This is a genomic window from Gracilimonas mengyeensis, from assembly GCF_900182705.1.
GTDB lineage: Bacteria > Bacteroidota > Rhodothermia > Balneolales > Balneolaceae > Gracilimonas > Gracilimonas mengyeensis.
The window spans coordinates 135,376-153,941 of sequence record NZ_FXTP01000014.1; the positions used below are offsets into that span (position 1 = coordinate 135,376).

Below are 18,566 nucleotides of genomic sequence, written 5' to 3' on the forward strand. Positions count from 1 at the left end.
GCTTTGATTTCTGTATCATTACTTACAATAAAAGCATTGGTGCTTTTTTATTAATACCTTGAGGCAAACTTTCATCCGCTGACTGCTCCCTATGACTATTCATTACATCGATACAGATGTGAGGCTCAGGAAACTGACCGACGCCCTCTCTCACGTCTCTGCATTTGCCATTGACCTGGAATTTGACCGTAACCGGTACCGCTATGGCTTTAATATGTGCCTGATGCAAATATACGACGGACAGGATTGCTATCTCGTCGATCCGCTTAGCGAAGATGTGAATATTGACGTCATCTTTCCCGTGCTGGAAAATCCCGAGGTGCAAAAAGTGGTGTTCGCTTTTGGAGAAGATCTTCGTCTGCTACATTCCATGGGCTGTTTCCCAAAAAATATTTATGATCTGGATGTAGCTACCAGTTTGCTGAATTTCGAGCCCGCTTCTCTCACCAATCTCATCAAGGATGTACTGGAAGTGGAAGTAAACAGCAGCTCGCAGCAGAGCAATTGGTACAAACGCCCCCTATCTGATCAGCAAAAAGAATACGCCGCTGATGACGTGCTGTACCTGCTGGATTTCAAGGACGCCCTGGAATCAAAAATAAGCGGACAAAAAGTTCAGGAATGGGTACAGCAAGAGAACGCCATTTTTGATAAGCTGGATTACAGCGATGAGGACCACAACACCCTTATCAAGGACAAAGACAAAAACGACATGACCATGTTTGAATGGCATGTGTACAAGCACCTGATGAACTTTTTTGACGAGGTGGCGGAAAGTTATAACAAGCCCGTCTACCAATTGGTAAATAAACGTCTGGTAGAATCTCTTGCGCTTAATCCCAAAAAAGTGAATGAATGGCAGCGAATGAAGGGCATTTTTGGTGCGCTAAAGAATGACAGTTTCCAGCAACAGCTGAAACAGGAAATACAGGAGGCGGTGGAAGACGCCAAATCACAGAACCTGTCCACCTCACGGAAAGCCTCCCATACCTTAAACGATCAGGAATACCGGGCTATGCGCCAGGAGCAAAGCCGGATCAGTCACTTAAAAGCCAAACTGATGCGCCCCATCCAAAATAAAATAGCCGACGATTTTGGGAAGCACGCTAAGTCATTTATCCTGCCAAATCGTTTAGCCAAAGAAATCATTGCCGGTGAAACAGAAATGATGCCGGATTACAAAGTACAGTTGTTTCGTCGCTATGCGAAAGATCTGGATATTGACCTGTCGGAATATATTTGAATGACCACCCTGCACTGAATGTGTAGGGGGGCACTGGGGACTGAAAGTCCCGCTCTTCTCCACAAACCCGGTCGTCCAGAGGGTACCCCCGATGGATCTTGCATGTAGCGGAGCTTAATCAACTAATTTCCAGAACTTTGTTTCCAGTGGCTCAAGCGCTGTGGCCAATAGCAAGTTGGTAAGTATTTTCTGGCTAAGGTTCTTCGGGAGTACCCTCAGAATGACTCCATAATTTTAGCATTAGATTTCTTCGCAATACTAAAGTGCTGCACTCAAAGCGTAGGGTTTTAACCCCTCGTTTGGGACCAATTAACAGGGTTTACTTACTTCAGCTTATGCCGCCGATTGGATGCTACATTCTCAACCGTCCAGGTAATCTCTTCTTCAAAAGGATGGCGCCGGACCTTGCAATTTTCAACCTGACACAGGCGACAGGAAAATTCCATGCAGTAGTCCGTGTGTATAAAAATCTCGATGCGATTCCCGAATTTTTCTGTGATAAGCGCTTCTATTTTGTCGAGTTCAGCATGGGCTTCTTTCACCGTTAGATACCATGGAAGTGTAAGGTGGCAATCTACATGCAGAATGCGTCCGTATTTTATGATCCGGAGGTTGTGAAGATCAATCCATTTTGGATCGCGGTTTGCCTGCAGAAAAGCGATGAGTTCTTCCAACAGATCTTCATCGGTCTCATCCATAATACCCGCTACCGCCACACGGAGAATACGGAATCCCATTCGCATGATGATAAGGGCAAACAGAATGGCTACGGCCCCATCCAGCCACAGAATATTGGTAAGGCGAATTAATATCAGTCCCCCGATGATACCAAGTGTGGTATAAGTATCGGTTTGCAGGTGCTTTCCGCTGGCTTGCAGTGCCAGGGAATCATTTTCTTTCCCCGTTTTATAGGCCCACCATCCAAAAGTATAATTGACTACCGCCGAAAGAGCGATCAGAACAATCCCCAAATCCAGCTTTTGCAGTGGTTCCGGGTAAATGAAACTTTGTATGGCTTCATATATGATGAAAAGGCCGGCAATAGCAATCAGTGTGCCTTCGATTCCTGCAGAGATAAACTCCACTTTGCCATGTCCGTAGGGGTGATTGGCATCTTTGGGTTTGGCAGAAAGGCTAAGGCTGTATAAACCAATAAAGCCCGAAATTACATTTACGATGCTTTCCAGGCCATCGGTTAATACGGCCACCGAACCGGTAAAATACCAAGCCGCCATTTTGATGACAAAAAGCACAACCGCCACAGCAACTATAAACTTTTGCACGCGGACATTTTTTTGGCCTTTTGTCATCAAATAATGCGGTCTTTACGTTATAAAAAAGGAAGCCCCTTAATTGGAGCAAATGACGGCTATTCGCCAAACATCATTTCATAATCCCGCATAGAAGCTTCAATGATTTTATAGGCATGATCGGTATCAAAAATACCTTCTACATACACATCATTGGTGTCTTTGCCCGGGATAAGTTTGTAAGTACCAAAATAGTGGCGCAGACGCTCTATTAAAACAGGCGGTAAATCGTTAATGCTTTCAATATCGCTGTAATAGGTGTCGTTATCGAGAACAGAAATAATCTTGTCATCGGCTTCGTCATGATCTACCATGTGTAAGCCGCCAATAACACGGGCGCTCAGGATTACCTCATTACGGTCAATGGGACGTTCACTAAGTACGCAAATATCCAAAGGGTCACCATCCCCTTTTACCTCTTGATTTGACAGGGCACCAACTTCATCACCGCAATAGGTACGCGGGATAAATCCATACAGTGATGGAGGCAGTGAAGAACTTCGCTGTGGACGATCAACCCGCATGTACCCGGTTTTTTTATCCACCTCATACTTGATGGTATCAAAAGGGGTCAGTTCAATAAAGGCATTTACTTTTTGGGGATGATCTTCACCTACCTCAAGTCCATGCCAAGGGTGAGGTCGCCAGCGAAAAAATGGATTCGGAAAGTTCATTTACTATGATTGAGAGTGAGAATTTTAAAAATCAATCAAAGTTAAAGGGTTTGGCGGAGAATTGCTTCCCCTAACCGTTAAGTAATTTTATTAATTTAGGATGAAAACCGAGCTTCATCCTCTCTTTAGGTTTTGTCCCGTACTCAGTGAATACTTAGAAATCCATTTCCCTGAATTTACGGGTACTGCCCCACAACGGAATTACCAGCCAGAGCATCAAACTTAAACCGGCGGTTATGATGCCCCAAAAACTCCCAAAGAAACGGTTGAATATAGCCCCGGTGTAACCCATCAGGGCAGAAATATCAAATTCAAGAAGTACGATGATGCGAGCCAGGTCTATAGGGTTTAACATTGTTAAGGCCAGCATCGGCTTTTCGATGGGGTAATCTCCCAGCATAAAAATAATGAGCAGTACCAATCCATCATACAACACCGCCAGAAATAACCAACCCACTAAAGCAAAACCCAACCCTTTTATCCGGTCCTCGAAATACGACAATCCTAACCAAAACCCGATACCGGTGAATAACAAGGTGAGTATAATTCCCAGCGCCAGCAGCATCAAAATGGATACGATTTGTTCACCGTTTAACATACCACTATACAGCATTGGGATCAGCACCCCCAGGGTGTACGCAGATGAGAGCGGTATAGCTAAGCCACCGTATAATCCCCAGAAAAGCGTCTTACGGTTCAGAGGCTGTGCTAACAGAAGCTCGGTAAACTCTTTTGACTGGTACAGGTACAGTGCTCCGTAAATCATGCTAACCAAGGGAACCAGCAGCAACATGACATTGGATATACTCAGCAATGCTTTAGGACCTGATCCCCCAAAACGTATAAGCGCATCAGAGATTAGCAAATAGATCAGGGCATATCCGAAAATCCATTTTCCCCGCACCAGATCTTTCCATTGATAGTTGAGTATGGTTAGTGATTTCATGCTGCAGCCTCCTCCATCATTTTTGCCACGGCTCCTTCAAGGCGCTGAGATTTGTGTGCATCCAGCAACTGCTGCATGGGCCCGTGATATTTTATCTTCCCTTCCACGATAAAAATCAGGTAATCGGCCAGCTCTTCAATTTCGCTCATAATATGTGTGGTAAGCAGAATGGTTTTCCCTTCGGATTTGAGCTCGCGGACTTTGTTTTTAAACTGTACGCTTGATCGAGGATCGAGCCCTGCCGTAGGTTCATCGAAGATGAGCAGGTCCGGGTTAAACATCATCGAGAGTACCGCGCCCACTTTCTGGCAGTTACCGCCCGAGAGTGTCCGCATAGCCTTGTCGAGCTCCGGTTCCAACCCGAAATAGCTAATCAATTCATCCTCGTGCGAGGGTTCTCCGTTTCGAATCTTCTTGATAAAGCGAAACAATTCGGCCACGGTCATATTTTCCGGGTAGCGGGCCACTTGGGGCATATAGCCTATTCCATCCCTATACTGCCAATTTTCGCTAACCGTTTCTTCATTCACATAAATGTTTCCCTCAGTAGGTTTTACCAGCCCAAGCAAGCTTTTAATAGCCGTAGTTTTGCCCGAACCATTAGGCCCTACAATGCCAGTCGCCTGCCCGTCAGGAATCTCCAGGTTGATGCCATCCAGCACGGTAAGTTTGCCGAATTTTTTGGTGATATTTTTGAACTCTATCATGGCAAGGGTTTCATTTGTGGTTGGTCGTCTATCAATGTTTCCGGGGTAAGGGAGGGCATCACCTTTTCGGCAGCATCCAGGATGTCGATCAGCAGGCTGCGAAGCAACAGCAGTGATTGCGGCTGTTTTTCCACCAAAATGGTAAACAACCGCACCGGATGATGTGGCACATCCCCCACCCCGTCCCGATCCAGATCGTAGCCTTCATACCGGCTCCAGTAGTTACCTGAAAACGTATTAAAATTTCGCCGGCTATTGGTCGCTACTTCAAAGGAATTGGCGATGAAATTGTTGGCCTTGAATTCATTATCCGTAGAGTTGGCCATCAGTTTTATGGCCCATCCATTTTGATGAAATGTATTTCCCGTCACCATATTTCTGCTGGTAGCCTCTATGTAAAGCCCCACCGAATTGTTTTCAAAGTGATTTTCTTCTATACGACTCCGGTTGATTTCTTTTAGCAGCATCCCATACGCCGAGGAACCCCAGTTATCTTTAAATGTATTACCGATTATTTCCACGTTCGAAGTGTACATCACTGCCACCCCGCCACCGTTATCGCGGAACGTATTCGCCACATACCTGCAGTTATCCGAATACATAAAATGAATTCCATAGCGAATATTTTCTTCGCTCAAATTGTCTTTAATATTGGCCCCGTCCACAAACTCGAAATATAAGCCGTCGCGATGTCCCTTTACGTAATTCCCTTCAATACGGGTATCTTTGCTGTACCACAAATGAATGCCATTACCGGATGATGTTTCCCGCTCTCCGGAAGCCGAGAGGTAATTATTGCGTATCACAGCCTTATTGGTTTCAGCCAGGTAAATACCAAAGAAATTGTCAATCAAGCGTACATCTTCTATTAGCGTGTTATTTGTTTTTTCTACGAGGATACCCGCATAATCTTCCATGAAACTGGTGCTGGCATGGCGAACCTCCAGTCCCTTTACGGTAACGTCATCCGCTTTAATAACCAGTATAAAACCCTGCCTCTCACCATCTATAACCGGCCGGTCTTTTCCCAGGATGGTGAGCGGTTTATCTACTACTAAATTGTATTCCCGGTATGTTCCACCTTCGATGATAAGCGTATCTCCGGGTTGAGCCCGTTCCAGCGCTTCGGCAATGGTTGGGATCTCCCCTTCCTGCGAGACCCTCAAAGGCTGGGCATCCGCAGAGCCAAGAAGCCCTCCCCATATCAGAATAAATACTATGCGTATAACAACCTTCATATATCTATGTTCTAATCAGTACCAAGTCTCGCACAGCTATGGCGTAAGCTCATGCTTTTCGGTTCGTCAATGTTGCATTCCATTGTGCATTTTTACCTGAGAAACTGCCTGCCATTGCAGTAATTGCCCGGGTTTTTTGGCTATATGTTCTTTTGCTGTGGCTTCATCGGGCAAGGCCAGAAGTGAGGCGCCCATCGGGCTATTAATAACTTCACTTTGTACATACTGAGCCTGCCGGGCATTTAACCAGTTACCTGGGTGGCTGTAATCATTGACCCATAATCGGGCGCCACTAAATTCCTGTTGATGTTCACGATGATATACGGCAAGGCATTCAATAGCGTCAAAGGTATAGGCTTTCCCTTTTTCAGTTACCATCTGCGCGGCAAACTGAGGATCGGTAATCATCATCTTGCAATGGGCACACTCATCACTACCATAGTGTACTTCAACCGGCTCCTGACTGCATCCCGCTATCAACAACTGTATCATAAAAAATCCGGCCATACAGATTCCAAATTTTAGGGCGTTCATACACTATCCTCTATTTTGATTATTTGTTCATGCCTTAGTTTAATTACACTACTCTTCATCTCCGCTTTTCCACCAGGTAAAACCTGCTATCCCCATAGATATCAAAGCAATATAAAACCCGATATGCGGAAGAGAAGTAGCATTGATATTCAGCAATTGTTTACTGCCTAAAAGCGGGGGCTGGTAAGTCATGCCGGGGACTTTTATGGGTGCATCGGGATTTAAGTTATGCCCGTAATCATAGCCCCAAATATAAAAATCGACCAGACCGGCAATGGCTACTATCACAAAAAAGCCCAGCCAATACAAAATCCAGGTTCTCTTTCCTGTGGCAGCAATCACCAACCCGGATAAAATTAAGAATCCAAAAATATAGGGCATAATGGTTAGCTCGGGAATGGACTCCGGTTCAATGGGTTTCATGCCGATATAATGGTTAAGCCCATTAATGTTTTTAAGATCGTTTTCGGACTTCCCCTCAATGTTATTAACCGTGATGTTCATGCCAATGCCTTCCGGGTACTGAGGAGCTTCCATACTGATACTCCAAATGGGTACGAAATAAACGCCTATAAGCATTAGAGCAGCTAAGGCCATCCAGACTCGGTGAGATATTTTCATAAGTACCTCTTTGTTAAATAAAAATGAAAAGGCAGGGAAGGAATCAGCTTCCCTGCCAAGAATAAGTCAAACTGTTATTTACCGGTTCCGTAACTCAGTGGAACATCAGCATTCTTAGGAGAAACGCGGACGTATCCCTGCATCTCCTGGTGAAGAGCCGAACAGAAATCGGTGCAGTAGAATGGGAATACCCCTGCTTCTTTAGGCTCCCAGGTCAGGGTTAGCGTTTCGCCCGGCATAATGAGCAACTCAGCGTTGTTGGCGCCTTTCATCGCAAAGCCGTGCGGTACATCCCAATCCTGCTCCAGGTTGGTGACATGGAAGTACACTTTATCTCCCACTTTTATGCCCTCAATGTTATCAGGGCTAAAGTGGCTTCGGATGGTTGTCATATATACATGTACTTCATTGCCATCGCGCTCAACGCGGGTTTGTGCCTCGCTGGTGGCGCGCTGCGGATGGGTGTTTTCTTCCAGCTTATAAAAACGTTTTTGACGTTTCATAACTTTTTCTGCAAGAATACCCTGTGCATAATGTGGTTCCCCTTCGGTTGGGAAATCAAGCAAGAGCTGCATTTTGTCCCCGGAGATATCAATTAGTTGAGCTGAATGGAACATTTCAGGTCCGGTAGGCAAGTAGCGGTCTTTGGTGATTTTGTTTAGTGCCACCAGATATTTGCCATCCGGTTTCTGGCTGTCGCCGCCTGGAATCATCAGGTGACCGGGAGAATAGTAAGTGTCAATACGGTCAACCACTTGCGTATTTTCCACATCCCACTTTACAATTTCTGATGAGATAAAGGCGGTGGTGTAGGCAAAGCCTTTGTCATCAAACTCGGTATGAAGAGGACCCAAGCCGGGATTTTCTACCTCACCATGTAAGATGGAATCGTATTTTAATACAGGAATCCCCATCACTTCGCCTTCATAATCTTCGCTTTCAATAGCTGAGCTCATTTTTGCAAAGGAGTGAACCGGAATTACAGTAGAAAGTTTTCCGCCGGCTATTATATATTTACCGGAAGGATCGATATCAACCCCGTGAGGTGACTTAGGGGTTGGCAGAAAGTAAACGATCCCCTCCAATTCACGAGGATCCAATACCCTTACTTCCTCAATGGTTTCTGATTTAGCTATTCCGCCCTCTTCATGATCGATGTAATTGCGAACATGTTTTCCAGGCATCATCTTGCCTTTGCCTTCTTTCACATACTCAGCTGCTTTTTTCCAGTTGACGGCAGCGATAAAGTCCTTGTCATTTTTAGAGGCATTAATTTCCAACAAAGTATGCGCTTGCTCACTGTTGTAGCTTGTGAAGAAGGCCCATCCATCTGAAGGTCCCTTACCGGCATGGGACAAGTCGTAATCAAAGCCCGGCATCAGGATTTGGAAATCAATGTTCATCTTGCCCTCATCAGATACCTTGATAAAAGAAATGGTACCTTTAAAGGTATCCTCGTAGGAATCTATAGCTACATCCATATTGCTCATATCCTCGTCTATGGGGATACTAAAGCGGGTAGCCGCAGATACATACTCTGTATTTGGTGTTACAAAAGAGGAAGCATGATTCCCGGCAGAATTTGGAATCTCAATGATTTCCTGAGTCTTAAATTCATCCAGGCCAATACGAGCTATACGCGGCGTATTATTTTCGTTGATGAATATCCAACGCCCGTCTGTTTCGCCATTGGTTTGTGAAAGTTCCGGATGGTGAGCATCGCCCCAGGGTACAAATCCATGAGAAGTGTTCAACATCGCTTTGGTTTCCTCGCTATATCCATACCCGTTAACTGCTGCTTGCGAAAATACCGGAATGGTAAAAATGTGTCGCCCCGAAGGCAGTCCGTACACACCCAGCTGCCCGTTATAACCGCCAGACATGAATCCATAAAATTCATCCAGCTCGCCGGGAGCTACATATACTTTTTGTGCGGCATCGGAACTGGAACTTAAATTACCGTTTCCATTGCACCCGAAAAGCATCAAGCTAAATAGCGCTATGGCCGGCATTATCCATAACCGATGACTAAATTTTTGTTTTGTCATAGTAGTCCTGTTTTTGGTTGGTAGGTTGTTGAAATTGACTGCGTCTTATTCCAAATCAGAAGCAAAATATTCCACAATGGCCCGTGCCTCTTCTTTTGACAGTCCCTGATTGGGCATGGGGCTCAAATACTCCTGCATAAGCTTCTTGGCTTCCGGATGCTCCTTTACCATCCCATCCGGGTTTAAAATCATATTCATCACGTAGGTAGGAGAACGTCTGTCTAATACATCGCCTAAGGCCGGCCCTATATACCGCTCATTCAATTTGTGACATGCCGAACATTTTAGCTCAAAGGTTTCCTTTCCTTTCTGCGCCATCTCCATGTCTACCCCATTCAAACTTACCTTTTCGGTAACAGGACCAATGCCATGCTTTTGCTCAAAACTGGTTAGGCCATTTTCTTTTTGTTGATCTGCTTGCTGGTTTTGGGATGAGCCTGAACCATCTCCCCCACATCCACTCATAAATAATGCGACTAATAGTGCCACTGCAGTGATGACTGTTGAACCCTTCATAACTGTTTATTTCTTTAATTTATATTTAAGATAAAAATGTCTTTTATCTTTTTATTAAAGGTCTCGGTCATTTATGAATTTCATGTGAAGTTTTACCGGAAACTGCTCCCGGGCAAGTATTTAGAGGAGGATCAAATAGAAATTAGGACTAATTTTGGAGATTTTTTTATTATCATACACTTGTTACTATGCTGAATTAGCGTCAACTAATACACCGTGATGATAATATCTATCGAACCCGTCTGGTTGGTTTAAATTTTATCGCTGGTAACCGGGTTCTGCCACCTTGTAGCTAAATGATTCATTAAACGTTCTTCCAAACATATCCGTCACCTTTATTTCGATAACCTGCTCGCCCAAAGGCAGATTATTAGGCACTCGCATTTTCCAAAGGTGATCTGATTCTACAGGATTTGAGGGTCTTCTACCATCTTCAGGCAAGCTTTCCAACAGGTCCCATTTCTGGCGGAGTTTGGCCACATGGGGATCGTGTTCTGCCACCTTTGCCATATCCCGCCATTCTTCATCCTGATCAGCAATCCGGTATTCGACTGAAGTAAACTCATTCCCCAGAAAATAATTTACGTACAATTCGGCCCCGTGCCAGGTATTTTGAGCCACCACTTTGGGACCCCACATATTCATGACATAATCCGCTGGCTCATTGGCCACTTTGTAATCTATGGTGAACTCATTTCCATCTATATTCAAAATCGCGTAACCATTGGGAGTGCCGTCGCGCATCAAGGTTTCGGGTACATCGCGGTCGTTTGGCACACCTGACCACCAGTCTCCATTGGTGGTACCTACGTTATAGTGGATATGAGGACTCAACCGTTGCCAACCTTCTTCCTCATCAAAAAAGTGAAATTTTTGAATATGAGTGTGGGCAGAAAGAGATAAGGTTTGTGGGTAATCTTTTAGCAAATCAAAGAGACGGTTACGGTCGCTGATGCGGAATGTTTTACCTCCCTCGGGTAAAAATATGGGAATGTGAAAAGCCAACACAATTAAGTGATCTTTGGGCACGTGTTTTAAGTCATTTTCAATGAACTCCAACTGTGTTTCTGTAAACCCACCAATATAGCCTGATTCGCCATCTGTTCTTGGGTAAATCACATCATCCAGGATGATGAAATGTGCCTTGCCTTCATTGAAGGAATAAGTTGCAGGACCAAAAGTCACCTCGAAGGTCTCATCGGCATACTGATCCGTTTCCGCATCAAAGTTCATATCGTGATTGCCGTACACATTAAACCAGGGCAAACCTATACGCAATATTGATTGATTATAGGGTTGATACAAATCCAGGTCATCCCCCACAATATCCCCGAGGGTAATTCCAAACTCATAACCGCTGGCTCCCACCAACTCAGAAACAATATCCCGGTCGAAATAGTCTACCTCTTGCTCACTATAAGGCTGGGGATCTCCAAATAATAAAACCTTAAAGGAATCTCCTGACTCATCTTTTAATAAAGGAAAGTTGATGGCATCCGGTAGCACTCCGGTCGGCTTAACCCCCTCATATTCCAATTCCGGGGAGCCATTCGGTTTATGGATATAGAAAAACTGCGGCTGATTCAAGTCGTTTACCGGCAGCGCATATCCCGCAGGTTTGATCACAAAGACCGTAGCGTCATTTTCATTGATGGAAATCGAATACTCTCCCTTTGAATCGGTAAGTACCACCTCTTTTCCATTGGAAACCGCAACTTCAGAAATACCGATTTCGCCCGCGTCCATCACTCCATTTTGATTGGCATCTTCAAACACAGTGCCCTTCGCCTCTATTTGGGCGATAACAGTTTGATGTACGGTTATTGAGAGAGAGAAAGTAACGAGCAGTAAAAGGCGCAATCTCATGGTAGCGGATGATTTAATTCCAATTTGAAAACAAACATAAATAATTGCCCAAGGAATTGCTTACACAGCGGGTTAATGTATTGTTATGAAATCAGAAGAGGTTGAGTTTATTTCGGTTTAAAGAACCTAAGCCTTGGCTCGAACACCCTCCGTGAAGGAATATCGAACACTGAACAAGGAACATTGAATTTCGAAGTGTTCGGGGTGGATTTAAATACTTTGCTCCCCATTAGCACATAAAACTGAAGTTAATTTAGGAAAGTAAAAGTCTCTCCTCTGCCTCTCCCGTACCGATAGGTCGGGGAGGAGAGATCAAACAAAACAGCTGTTCTCCCGAGCATTCGAGATGAGAGGTGTTTGGTGCCAAGGGCAAAAAAAGTTCAACCACACCAAAGTTTTCTGTAAGGAATCCCGCTCCCACCGCTCTTACTTCAGAAAGGAGTTTCTCTATGAACCGAAATACCATCATTCCATACAAAACCAGAATGCGGGAAGTAGCTCGTCAGCTCAGGAAAGAAATGCCCCTTTCGGAAGTCCTGCTCTGGCAGCAACTCAGAAACCGGAAACTTGGCGTACAATTTCACCGACAGGTGCCGATGGAAGTTTTCGTGGTTGATTTCTATTGCCATGAGCTAATGCTGGCTATTGAAGTAGACGGATGCTCTCATGAGAATCCCCAACAGGCTGCGTCCGATGACGAGCGGCAGAGACGCCTGAAAGCCTATGGAGTAGAATTTATCAGAATTGATGATGTGGATGTTAAGCAGAATCTGGATGGGGTGGTTCGCTATATTGCTGGCAAGGTGGATAAAATGAAAGCGAAGCAAGAGTGTGCTGGGTAACTAAGACAATTTGCGCTTTGGCCACAAACACCCTCCGTCTTGCTCCGCTACCGCTACGCAATCCACCTCCCTCAAGGGAGGACTTACCGATATTGAATTCAACTTCCCAAATCTAATCCACCACCAAAACCTTTATCCGCCACAAATAAGTCTCTCCTTGAGGAGAGATCAACCAATGCGGTTGCTCCCACATTGGTTGTGAGAGGTGTTGATGCCAGAGGCAAATAGCAGCACTTCAAGCTCATATTATTTATTGGACCAGCAGCTGGTAACAATAATAGATCAGTATAATCAAAAAACCCCAACCAGCTCTTCACCAATCGGGGTTTTTCTGAATTTTAGTATTGCTTTTATTGATTAACAATGGCCTAACCCACCATTAACCAATCAACAAATAACCATTAGCTACGAGCACCCCGTAGTAGAACCACAGGTGATGCACTTCATGCAGGTGCCGTTGCGGACCATCGTCATGCTGCCGCATTCGGGGCAGGCTTCGCCGGTGTAGCCCATTTGTTTGGCTTTGTCATAGTCACTTTCGTAGCTGTCAGACTTCACCACTTTTTCCTGGGCGGCTTTACCTTCAGCGGCAGTTTGTGAGGGATCAGACATCGCAGGTGCGGGCTCCGGCTTTGTATCTTGCTGGGGAGCGCGTGCTGTGGTGCTTCGGGCATCCGTTTCAAACTCAGCGCTGTCCACATCGGGATTAGCTTCTGCCGTAGGACGTAAGTTACGCGTCTCAATCTGATCAGCCGGCACGTGTGCCAGGTCTTCTCTGCCGAGGTAGGTAACCGCCAGCTCGCGGAAGATGTAATCAATAACGGAAGTACTCATCTTCACGTGTGGGTTGCCGTTTACCATGCCACTGGGCTCAAACTTGGTGAATACAAAGGCATCCACAAATTCTTCCAGCGGAACTCCGTGTTGCAGTCCAAGCGAGATGGAAATGGCAAAGCAGTTCAGCAGGCTTCGGAAAGCGGCGCCTTCGCGGTGCATATCAATAAAGATTTCACCAAGTTGACCATTTTCATATTCGCCGGTGCGCAGGTATACGCTTTGTCCGCCAATCTTCACTTTTTGGGTGTATCCTTCGCGGCGGAAAGGCAGTCGCTGGCGACGTGCCACATATTTATGGATGATACGCTCGGCCACTTCCAGCACTTTATCCTGTGCCTGTGAAGTTGCAGCGTCTACTGTTTCTTCAGACTCTTCTTCGTCAATTTCTTCAAGTACATCCGCCATACTGTTCAGCGGCTGACTCAACTTGGAGCCGTCGCGGTACAGCGCATTGGCTTTCAGCATCATCTCCCAAGAATCCATGTAGGCATCTTTCATGTCCTCGATGGTAGCTTCGTTGGGCAGGTTGATGGTTTTGGAAATAGCGCCGGACAGGAATGGTTGGGCGGCAGCCATCATGCGAATGTGACCTTTGGCTGAAATAAATCGCGTTCCGATACGGCCACAACGATTGGCGCAGTCAAATACAGGGTAATCTTCTTCTTTCAGATGCGGTGCACCTTCCACCGTCATCGTTCCACACACATAATCGTTGGCTTCCTGAACCTGCTCGCTGCTGAATCCGAGATGCTTCAGCATATCAAAATTAGGATTGCTGAGCTGCTCTTCAGAAATATCCAGCACATCGGTACAGAAGTCTTCGCCTAATGTCCACTGGTTGAAGGCAAACTTGATGTCGAAGCTTCCGGGCAGTGCCTGGTTTATCGCTTCAATTTTATCTTTGGTGAAGCCCTGCTCCATCAAGGTTTCCGGGTTGATATGAGGACAGCCTTCCAGCGATCCGGTTCCTTTCGCGTAGTCAATGATGTCCTGAGATTCCTTCTTAGAATAACCCAGGTTCTTCAATGCTTTAGGCACGGCTTGGTTGATAATCTTGAAATATCCGCCACCCGCCAGTTTCTTGAATTTCACCAGTGCAAAGTCAGGCTCGATACCCGTAGTATCACAATCCATAACTAACCCGATGGTTCCGGTCGGCGCCAGTACGGTTACCTGTGCGTTGCGGTAACCGTGCTTCTCACCCAGCTTCAGTGCTTTGTCGGATGCTTTCTTGGCCGCTTTAACCAGGTAATCGGGGCAGATGGAAGCATCAATACCCATGGGCTTCACAGTGAGACCTTCGTATTCCTCAGGATCTGCATTATAAGCAGCCCGGCGGTGATTACGGATCACACGAAGCATATGCTCTTTGTTGCGCTCATATCCTTCAAAAGGATCCAGCTCTTTCGCCATTTCGGCTGAAGTTGCGTAAGACGTCATGTGCATGGTAGCTGTAAGAGCCCCGGCCACAGACGCGCCTTCTTCACTATCATAAGGCAGACCTTGTACCATCAGGGCGGCACCGATATTGGCATAGCCTAATCCCAAGGTGCGGAATTTATAAGACAAGTCGGCAATTTCTTTGGATGGGAATTGAGCCATCAGTACAGAAATCTCAAGCACTACCGTCCAGATTCGGGAGGCGTATTCCAGCGATTCAATATCAAATTCTTTGTACTCACCATCGCCTTTGAAATATTTCATCAGGTTCAGGGAAGCCAGGTTACAAGCCGTGTTGTCGAGGAACATGTACTCGGAGCACGGGTTACTGGCGTTGATTGGCCCATCTTCGGGGCAAGTATGCCACTCATTGATGGTATCATGATACTGGGTACCGGGATCGGCACAAGACCAAGCAGCATACGCAATATCATCCCAGAGTTCGCGGGCTTTCAAAGTCTTCATCGGCTTGGGGTCGCGACCTTCTTCTGCAGCATCGCGTTTCTCAACACGACCGTAGAGGTGCCATTCGCTATCTTCTTTTACCGCTTTCATGAACGAATTGGGCACACGAACGGAATTGTTAGAGTTTTGCCCGCTTATCGTTGAATAAGCTTCGGAGTTCCAGTCGGTATCGTACGTATCAAATTCCAGGTCGGTGAAGCCCTGAGCTGCCAGCTGAATCACGCGTTCGATATAATTCAGGGGAACCTGGTTTCGTTTCGCTTTGCGGATTTCATCCGCCAGTTTTTTGTTTTTGAGAGGATCACGGCTCATAGCACCGTTGAAAGTTCGTCCCTCAATCTCTACCGGTGTGTGGCAAAGTTTGATAATATTCTTCAGATGTTTCTGTACGGTTTTTGAACCGGCTACAAGTGCGGCCACTTTCTGCTCTTCCCGCACTTTCCAATTGATATATTCTTCGATATCGGGATGATCCAGATCCAACGTCACCATTTTAGCAGCGCGACGTGTGGTACCACCTGATTTGATGGCACCCGCGGCACGGTCACCAATCTTCAGGAAACTCATTAGTCCGGAGCTTCTTCCTCCTCCACTCAGAGGCTCATCGGCACCACGGATTTTAGAGAAGTTACTTCCGGTACCTGATCCATATTTAAAGAGACGTGCTTCACGCGTCCAAAGGTCCATGATACCGCCTTCGTTCACCAAGTCATCATCCACGCTTTGGATGAAACAGGCATGCGGCTGGGGATGGGTATAGGCATCTTCGGATTTCTTCAATTTGCCGCTTTTGCCATCTACATAATAGTGGCCTTGGGCCGGACCATTAATTCCATACGCCCAATGCAAACCGGTATTAAACCACTGTGGACTGTTAGGAGCAGCCATTTGAGTGGCCAGCATGTACGCCAGCTCACTATAAAAAATCTTAGCATCGTCCTCGCTGTCAAAATAATCGTGTTTCCAACCCCAATATGTCCAACATCCGGCCAAACGGTGAAATACTTGCTTGCTATCAATTTCATGCGTGTAGCGTTCTTCTTCCGGGATGTCTTTCATCGCTTTTTCATCCGGTTCAGATCGTTGCAACCATTTAGGCACACCCTTTTCCTTCACCTTTTTGACCTTTACAGGTACTCCGGCTTTCCGGAAATACTTTTGGGCAATTACATCAGTAGAAACCTGACTCCAGTCTTCGGGTACCACAACCCCCTCCATATGGAAAACCTGAGATCCATCAGGGTTTTTTATTTCTGAGGTTCGGGTAGCAAATTCAATGTCGTCAAATGGAGTCTTCCAGTCAGACTGAGTGTAGAAGCGAGTAAATTTCATGGGCGTACTAACTTTACGTTGGTGTTGTAATTTTCGTTGGCTCATCTATTTGCAGATGATAATCTCTTATCCCCTTCCGGCGTGTTATTTCCTAAAGAAGTACGAATTAATATAGACGAGAAGCGCTGTTTCAGCAAGAAAAAAAATCAATACTTTTCCACAAAATTCAGGACTTATCCACATCGGTTGTGAGAAAATCTTAATCAATCATTGATAAGAGTTTAATATTATATAAAATATTATAAATTATAATATATAAAATGTAGACACATAAAATACCTGTTCGTAAAATAGCTAATTATTATCTTTAAAAGCAGATATACATACTAAAAAGAACTTTTACTGCTTCGGAAAGTTATCCACATTTAAATCCAACCCCGCCTTCTTCAAACACTGAAGTGTATAAAATATTTAAACTTTATTATATAATTTAACAACTATGATTTTTTGAAAATAAAATTCATCATCAATAGCTATAAATCTGCTGTAAAATAGTGTGTTAGGCATAGGTAAGGATCAATGTTAAGAACAGCCTGTGTGGATACTTAAATCCGGTAAAAATACCTTCAAATAGCAAAGGCTCCACCACAGGGAGCCTTTGCTATTTGGGCTAAATGATCTGACACTTATTTAATCAGCATCATCTTCTTGGCAAGAGTACCTTGGGCTGTTTGCAACCGGTAAATATACATTCCGGAAGACAAGCCGCTGGCATCAAACTGGACAGATTTTACACCGGCCGATTGTCTGCCATTTACAAGCTCTGCCACTCTCTGACCAGCCATCGTAAATACTTCCAGACGAACTTCACCTGGCATATTAATTGTGTATTCTATTTGTGTAGTCGGGTTGAAGGGATTGGGATAATTTTGTGCAAGTTCAAATCCAGACACTTGCTGCTGGGGTTCCGATGAGGTGTTCAGCATTTCATCATACACAAAAAGAAAACTGCCGGGCACAATACCTGCCTGGAAAGTATCAGCCTCGGCGGTGGAATTGTTATATACAATGATGTCTCCTTCGGAAGAATAGTCCTTGGCATCGGCCAGATAAAAATCGTTATTCACCTCATCATAACCCATGGCATAGAAACTTCCTTTTACCAGGGTATCAGCAAGGAATGCATTGGCGTTGATATCATAAGCACGCACACCGCCACTATTTACAAATATCATTCCATCATTTTCATCCAGGGCCAAATCGGAGTCAGCTGAAGATAGCCCGGCAAAAGCCACTTCCTCTCCGGTAGATAAATCAATTCCGTGTACTCCACCCGGTTTTGATGTTCCAGGAATCAGGTTCCAGTTTTCATCATAATCTCCGGCATAACCCGTAGCTACCACCCATAAGGTCCCCTCGGAATCTACCGCCATACCAGAAGGCCCGCGGCTAACTTCCAAAGTATCTACTACCGCATCGCTGGAGATATCAATTTTAAAAATAGTACTATCAGCCCCAAAGCCACTGTTGGCCACATACGCATAACTTCCATAAGCTAAAATTCGATCAGCATTGGTGCCTGCAGGTATGGTGGCTTCCTCCACGCTGTTATCATTCAAATCTACTACATACACCGCACTGGCATACAAATCGGTAACATAGGCTTTGCCTTCAGCAACCTTGACAATTTCCCGGGGACTTGAACCATCCGGAAAAGAAATCTGACCGGTTTGGGCAAAGGTCTCCGGATCAAGAATCACAATTTTTTGCGAATTGTTGATTACCGCATACACACGATTATTGATCCACGCAAGGCTTTGTACCACATCTCCAATTCCTGCCCCGTTGGCGTCAAGAAAAACTCCATCGGTGGCTGAATGGGCTTCGACATCGAAATTGGTGATTGTTGCATTACCTGCATTAAAGTTGCCTTCATTTCCAACAATGACCTGGACCAGGTTTTTCTGCTGGGCGAACAGCGTAGTGCTCATAAATAATGTTACTAAT

The 18,566-nt window shown here is 45.3% G+C and carries 14 protein-coding genes; 2 read left to right on the forward strand and 12 right to left on the reverse strand.

Annotated features, from left to right (window positions below; translation table 11 throughout):
• Positions 1 to 91 precede the first annotated feature (91 nt).
• Positions 92 to 1,243 carry a ribonuclease D gene (locus FN815_RS15425; protein ID WP_142455549.1) on the forward strand — a complete coding sequence of 384 codons (1,152 nt, stop codon included), beginning with the start codon at positions 92 to 94 and terminating at the stop codon, positions 1,241 to 1,243.
• A 323-nt stretch (positions 1,244 to 1,566) separates the two neighbouring features.
• Here FN815_RS15425 and FN815_RS15430 read toward each other — a convergent pair whose 3' ends face one another.
• The 10 genes from FN815_RS15430 to FN815_RS15475 form a co-directional block, all read right to left on the reverse strand.
• Positions 1,567 to 2,553, reverse strand: coding sequence for a cation diffusion facilitator family transporter (locus tag FN815_RS15430; RefSeq protein ID WP_185957324.1), 987 nt, complete (start codon positions 2,551 to 2,553; stop codon positions 1,567 to 1,569).
• Positions 2,554 to 2,612: 59 nt separating this feature from the next.
• A complete protein-coding gene (locus FN815_RS15435; RefSeq protein WP_142455551.1) occupies positions 2,613 to 3,227 on the reverse strand; it encodes an inorganic pyrophosphatase in 615 nt (204 codons plus the stop codon).
• Between the two features lie 154 nt (positions 3,228 to 3,381).
• Entirely contained in the window at positions 3,382 to 4,173 is a 792-nt protein-coding gene (locus FN815_RS15440) for an ABC transporter permease (RefSeq protein WP_142455552.1), read from the reverse strand.
• On the reverse strand, positions 4,170 to 4,880 hold the full coding sequence (locus tag FN815_RS15445; protein ID WP_142455553.1) for an ABC transporter ATP-binding protein: 711 nt from the start codon (positions 4,878 to 4,880) through the stop codon (positions 4,170 to 4,172). Before FN815_RS15445 ends, FN815_RS15440 begins: the two co-directional genes overlap by 4 nt.
• On the reverse strand, positions 4,877 to 6,118 hold the full coding sequence (locus FN815_RS15450) for a nitrous oxide reductase family maturation protein NosD (RefSeq protein ID WP_142455554.1): 1,242 nt from the start codon (positions 6,116 to 6,118) through the stop codon (positions 4,877 to 4,879). The genes FN815_RS15445 and FN815_RS15450 overlap by 4 nt, the downstream gene beginning before the upstream one ends.
• Before the next feature lie 66 nt (positions 6,119 to 6,184).
• Positions 6,185 to 6,652: a nitrous oxide reductase accessory protein NosL gene (locus tag FN815_RS15455; protein ID WP_142455555.1), complete on the reverse strand. Its 468-nt coding sequence runs from the start codon at positions 6,650 to 6,652 to the stop codon at positions 6,185 to 6,187.
• Positions 6,653 to 6,700: 48 nt separating this feature from the next.
• Positions 6,701 to 7,273 (reverse strand): hypothetical protein, encoded by a 573-nt coding sequence (locus FN815_RS15460; RefSeq protein WP_142455556.1) that lies wholly within the window; start codon positions 7,271 to 7,273, stop codon positions 6,701 to 6,703.
• 74 nt (positions 7,274 to 7,347) lie between these two features.
• Entirely contained in the window at positions 7,348 to 9,321 is a 1,974-nt protein-coding gene (gene nosZ, locus FN815_RS15465) for a Sec-dependent nitrous-oxide reductase (protein ID WP_142455557.1), read from the reverse strand.
• Between the two features lie 45 nt (positions 9,322 to 9,366).
• The gene (locus FN815_RS15470; RefSeq protein WP_142455558.1) at positions 9,367 to 9,837 is read right to left on the reverse strand and encodes a c-type cytochrome; all 471 of its coding nucleotides are present in this window, start codon (positions 9,835 to 9,837) and stop codon (positions 9,367 to 9,369) included.
• Between the two features lie 258 nt (positions 9,838 to 10,095).
• A complete protein-coding gene (locus FN815_RS15475; RefSeq protein WP_142455559.1) occupies positions 10,096 to 11,703 on the reverse strand; it encodes a calcineurin-like phosphoesterase C-terminal domain-containing protein in 1,608 nt (535 codons plus the stop codon).
• 449 nt (positions 11,704 to 12,152) lie between these two features.
• On the opposite strand from FN815_RS15475, the gene FN815_RS15480 reads away from it, so the two are divergent.
• Entirely contained in the window at positions 12,153 to 12,545 is a 393-nt protein-coding gene (locus tag FN815_RS15480) for an endonuclease domain-containing protein (RefSeq protein ID WP_142455560.1), read from the forward strand.
• A 405-nt stretch (positions 12,546 to 12,950) separates the two neighbouring features.
• Here FN815_RS15480 and FN815_RS15485 read toward each other — a convergent pair whose 3' ends face one another.
• Both FN815_RS15485 and FN815_RS15490 read right to left on the reverse strand, forming a co-directional pair.
• On the reverse strand, positions 12,951 to 16,619 hold the full coding sequence (locus tag FN815_RS15485) for a vitamin B12-dependent ribonucleotide reductase (protein WP_142455561.1): 3,669 nt from the start codon (positions 16,617 to 16,619) through the stop codon (positions 12,951 to 12,953).
• A 626-nt stretch (positions 16,620 to 17,245) separates the two neighbouring features.
• The gene (locus tag FN815_RS15490) at positions 17,246 to 18,550 is read right to left on the reverse strand and encodes a DUF5074 domain-containing protein (RefSeq protein ID WP_185957325.1); all 1,305 of its coding nucleotides are present in this window, start codon (positions 18,548 to 18,550) and stop codon (positions 17,246 to 17,248) included.
• Positions 18,551 to 18,566 lie beyond the last annotated feature (16 nt).